This window comes from Pseudonocardia sp. SID8383, from assembly GCF_009864975.1.
Classification (GTDB): Bacteria; Actinomycetota; Actinomycetes; order Mycobacteriales; family Pseudonocardiaceae; genus Pseudonocardia; species Pseudonocardia alni.
The window spans coordinates 1-4,084 of record NZ_WWFY01000923.1; the positions used below are offsets into that span (position 1 = coordinate 1).

Here is a 4,084-nt window from a genome sequence, read left to right on the forward strand (position 1 = left end):
GCGGGGGCAGCCGTCGGCGCAGCGGGGCGGTGTCAGCGCAGCGGGGCGCCGGTCTTCTCCCGCACCTCGTCGGCGCTGACGCCGGGCGCGGTCTCGACCAGCTCGAGCCCGTCCGGCGTCACGTCGATCACCGCCAGGTCGGTGACGATCTTCGTGACGCAGCCCAGGCCGGTGATCGGCAGCGAGCACCGCTCGACGATCTTGGGGGACCCGTCCTTGGAGACGTGGTCCATCATCACGATCACCGAGCGCGCACCGTGGACGAGGTCCATCGCCCCGCCCATCCCCTTGATCATCTTGCCGGGGATCGCCCAGTTCGCGAGGTCGCCGTTCGCGGCGACCTCCATCCCGCCCAGGACGGCGACGTCGAGCTTCCCGGCCCGGATCTGGCCGAAGCTCTCCGCGGAGCCGAAGAAGGCGGCGCCGTCGGCGACGGTGACGGTCTCCTTGCCGGCGTTGATGAGGTCGGCGTCGACCTCGTCGTCGGTGGGGTAGGGGCCGACGCCGAGGATCCCGTTCTCCGAGTGCAGGACGACCGTCCGGCCCTCGGGGATGTGTCCGGGCACCAGGGTCGGCATGCCGATGCCGAGGTTGACGTACGCGCCGTCGGGCAGCTCGGCCGCGACCCGGGCGGCCATCTCGTCACGGTTGAGGGCCATGGTCAACGCACCGTCCTGAACTCGACCGGCTTCTCGACGCCGGGGACGTGCAGCACGCGGTGCACGTGGATACCGGGGGTGTGCACCGCGTCGGGGTCGATCTCCCCGGGGTCGACCAGGTGTTCGACCTGGGCGATCGTGGTCCGCCCGGCCGCGGCGCAGTCCGGGTTGAAGTTGCGCGCCGCGCGCCGGAACACCAGGTTGCCGTGCCGGTCGCCCTTCCAGGCGTGGACGAGCGCGAAGTCCGGGGTGAGGGCGCGCTCGAGGACGTAGGTCACGCCGTCGAACTCGCGGGTCTCCTTCGCCGGGGACTCGACGGCGACCGAGCCGTCGGACGCGTAGCGCCAGGGCAGCCCGCCCTCGGCGACCAGCGTCCCGACCCCGGCCGGGGTGTAGAACGCCGGGATGCCCGCGCCGCCGGCCCGCAGCCGCTCGGCGAGCGTGCCCTGCGGGGTCAGCTCCAGCTCCAGCTCACCGGCCAGGTACTGGCGGGCGAACTCCTTGTTGTTGCCGACGTAGGAGCCGATCGTGCGCCGGATGCGCCCGGCGGCGAGCAGGGTGCCGAGGCCGAAGCCGTCGACGCCCAGGTTGTTCGAGATCGTCTCCAGGTCCGTCGCGCCCTGCTCCAGCAGTGCCGCGATCAGCACCGTCGGAACCCCGGACATGCCGAACCCGCCGACCGCGAGCGACGCCCCGTCGCCGATGTCGGCGACCGCGTCCGCGGCGGATGCCACCACCTTGTCCATCACGCACCTCCGTCGCCGACGGTACGCGGCGTACGACAGACGCACAAATGTTCGCTGTGCGAACACCGCCCGACAGGGCGGGACCCGTCGTCCGTGCGCCGAGGTGCAGCTCAGGGGTATCCGAGAGGCCGACCGGCCACCCCGGACCGCATCCCGGTGACGTCCCCGGGGCAGGGGGCGCCGTCCCGCGGTGTCGAGATGCAGCTCAGCGGGGCCCGAGGGTGCCCCGTACCCCGCTGAGCTGCATCTCGGCGACCGCCGCCGTCGCGGCGCACCGTCGGCCGGGCGGGCGCGGCGTGGGTCAGGCGGGGGCGGGGGCGGTGTGCGGGTCCCCGACGGCGATCTCCCCGCCTGCGGCTACCTCGGCGTAGACCCCGGCGCACGCCCAGACCCCGCCGACCTGCGGGATCTCGATGCGGTTGTTTTTCGCGATCGTCCGCAGGGTGTCCGGGTCGTCGGGCAGGTCGCCCTGGGGGAGCGTGGTCATGACGCAGCGCATGGTGGCGAAGGAGAACGTGATCCGGGCGTCGTCGCCCAGGGCGCTGGTGCTGCCGGGCCAGTCGTTCTCGACGAAGCCCGTCCCCTCGTCGCGCAGCACGATGTTGGGGCGGTAGCGGAGCGGGTCGAAGGTCGCGTCGGGGTTCAGCTCCCGGAGCCGGTCCAGGGTCGACTCGGTGAGCACGTGCAGCGACGACAGGTCGAAGAACGTGCCCGGCGCCCCGAACGCGGAGATGTCGAACCGGCTGATGATCTCGCCGGAGTCCTCGTGCCGGGTCGTCGTGTCCTCGATGAGCGTGCGCGGCGCGAGCTGCTGCGGGGTGAGGCCCTCGATGTCGGGCCACAGTTCCTCGAAGTAGCTGCCCTCCGGCGGCACCGAGATCAGCGACACGTCCCGGCCGAGCGCGGCGGACAGCGCGGCGTCCAGTCCCTCGTCGTCGCTGCGCAGGACCGAGCCGTCCGGAAAGGTGATCTCGACCGGAGGCAGCGGCTCCCCGGCCACCGGCTCGGCGACGAACCGGGCCGCGAAGCTGAGCAGGCCGAGCCAGCGCTTGGGCACCTTGGCGCTGGCGATGATCCCGGTCCCGTTGTCGAGCACCGCGTAGGCTCGGTCGCCCAGCAGCCCCCGTTCGGTGATGGTGGCCCGGGTCAGGGACTCCCCGAGCATCGACTTGACCGGATAGCGGTAGAGCGCGGCGACCGTCATGTCCGGTGTATAGCGGCCCGTCCGCATTTCCGGCACGGGCCGGACGGAGGGGTCCGCGGGGCGCGTCTCAGCTGAGGCCGTGACGGTCCCGAGCCGCCGCGGATGCGCTCCGGCCCGGGACCGGTTCACCCGGACGGTGCAGTGTGGGGACGGCCGGGGCCGGGCTCAGCCGAGCAGGGCGACCCGCAGCGCGTCCGCCGAGGCGTACACGGTCTCCGCGCCGGCGGCCTCCAGTTCACCGGGCTCGGCGTAGCCCCAGCCCGCTCCGACACAACGGAGGCCGTGCTCGGCGGCGCCCTCGACGTCGTGCAGCCGGTCGCCGACCATCAGCGGCTCGTCCGCACCCGACGGCGACCCGAGCCGGCGCAGCGCCTCGGCGACGACGGCGCCCTTGGTCGGCCGGTCCGCGGCACGGGTGTCGCCGACGATCTCGGTGAACAGGTCGGTCCAGCCGTGGTGGGCGAGGATCTTCCGAGCGGACGGCTCCGCCTTGCTGGTGGCCAGTGCCATGGTCACGCCGGCCGCGGACAGTGCGCGCAGCAGCTCCTCCACACCCGGGTAGGGCGCGCAGTCCAGGCAGCCGTCCTCGTCCCCGTAGATCCGCCGGTACACCGGCAGCACGGCGGCGGTCCCCTCGTCGCCGAGGATCGGGGGCAGGCTGCGGTAGAGCGGCGGGCCGAGCAGGTGCGTGCCGAGCGCTGACTCGGGGACGTCCAGGCCCACCTCGTCGATCGCGCGGCGCATCGAGCCGAGGATGCCGGGGGCGGAGTCGACGAGGGTGCCGTCGAGGTCGAGCAGGATGTGGGTCAGCACGTCGGGTCATTCTGCCTCCCGGGAGACCTGGCCGACTCTTCTGCCCGACGGTCGCAGGTCGTACAGTTGTACGCATGGCGAACACGCTGCTCGGGCCGCTGTCCGGCACCGACCGGGTCGACGGCCTGCTCGACGACGGCGCGTGGATCGCCGCCCTGCTGGAGGTCGAACTGGCGCTGTCGGCGGTCGCCGCCGAGCAGGGCGCGGTCACCGAGCACGACGCCGACGCGGTGGAACGCGCCGTCGCCGCCGTCGCGGGCGTCGACCCGCACGCGCTGGCCGCCGAGTCGGTCGAGGGCGGCAACCCGGTGATCCCGCTGGTCAAGCGGCTCAAGGCGGCCGCGGCACGGATCCAGCCCGGCGCCGAGCGCGCGGTGCACCCGGGCGCCACCAGCCAGGACGTCATGGACACCGCGCTGATGCTGCTCACCCGACGGGCCGGGCACCGCGTCGTCGCCGACCTCACCGCCTGCGCCGACGCCGCGGCCGCGCTCGCCGCCACCCACCGCGACACCCCGTGCGCCGCCCGCACCCTCGGCCAGCAGGCGCTGCCGACCACCTTCGGTCTCGTCGCCGCCACCTGGTGCACCGGGCTGGACCGGGCCCGCGCCGGCCTCGACCGGGTGCTCACCGCGCTGCCGGTCTCCTACGGCGGCGCCGCG

The 4,084-nt window shown here is 73.8% G+C and carries 5 protein-coding genes; 1 reads left to right on the top strand and 4 read right to left on the bottom strand.

Features of this window, described 5'->3' with window-relative positions:
- Positions 1-32 precede the first annotated feature (32 nt).
- The 4 genes from GTW08_RS22170 to GTW08_RS22185 all read right to left on the bottom strand — a co-directional run bounded on the left by GTW08_RS22170 (position 33) and on the right by GTW08_RS22185 (position 3,422).
- A complete protein-coding gene (locus GTW08_RS22170) occupies positions 33-659 on the bottom strand; it encodes a 3-oxoacid CoA-transferase subunit B (RefSeq protein WP_073574290.1) in 627 nt (208 codons plus the stop codon).
- Positions 660-661: 2 nt separating this feature from the next.
- Positions 662-1,405 (bottom strand): CoA transferase subunit A, encoded by a 744-nt coding sequence (locus tag GTW08_RS22175; protein ID WP_073574289.1) that lies wholly within the window; start codon positions 1,403-1,405, stop codon positions 662-664.
- A 301-nt stretch (positions 1,406-1,706) separates the two neighbouring features.
- A complete protein-coding gene (locus GTW08_RS22180; protein WP_073574288.1) occupies positions 1,707-2,609 on the bottom strand; it encodes an MOSC domain-containing protein in 903 nt (300 codons plus the stop codon).
- Between the two features lie 165 nt (positions 2,610-2,774).
- The gene (locus tag GTW08_RS22185; RefSeq protein ID WP_073574287.1) at positions 2,775-3,422 is read right to left on the bottom strand and encodes an HAD hydrolase-like protein; all 648 of its coding nucleotides are present in this window, start codon (positions 3,420-3,422) and stop codon (positions 2,775-2,777) included.
- A 74-nt stretch (positions 3,423-3,496) separates the two neighbouring features.
- On the opposite strand from GTW08_RS22185, the gene GTW08_RS22190 reads away from it, so the two are divergent.
- Positions 3,497-4,084 (top strand): lyase family protein (locus GTW08_RS22190; RefSeq protein ID WP_255497728.1); only part of this gene is annotated, 588 nt, incomplete at its 3' end.

Coding starts and splice junctions, on each gene's coding strand:
- GTW08_RS22170 (WP_073574290.1), bottom strand. CDS start 659: ATGGCCCTCAACCGTGACGAGATGGCCGCCCGGGTCGCGGCCGAGCTG.
- GTW08_RS22175 (WP_073574289.1), bottom strand. CDS start 1,405: ATGGACAAGGTGGTGGCATCCGCCGCGGACGCGGTCGCCGACATCGGC.
- GTW08_RS22180 (WP_073574288.1), bottom strand. CDS start 2,609: ATGACGGTCGCCGCGCTCTACCGCTATCCGGTCAAGTCGATGCTCGGG.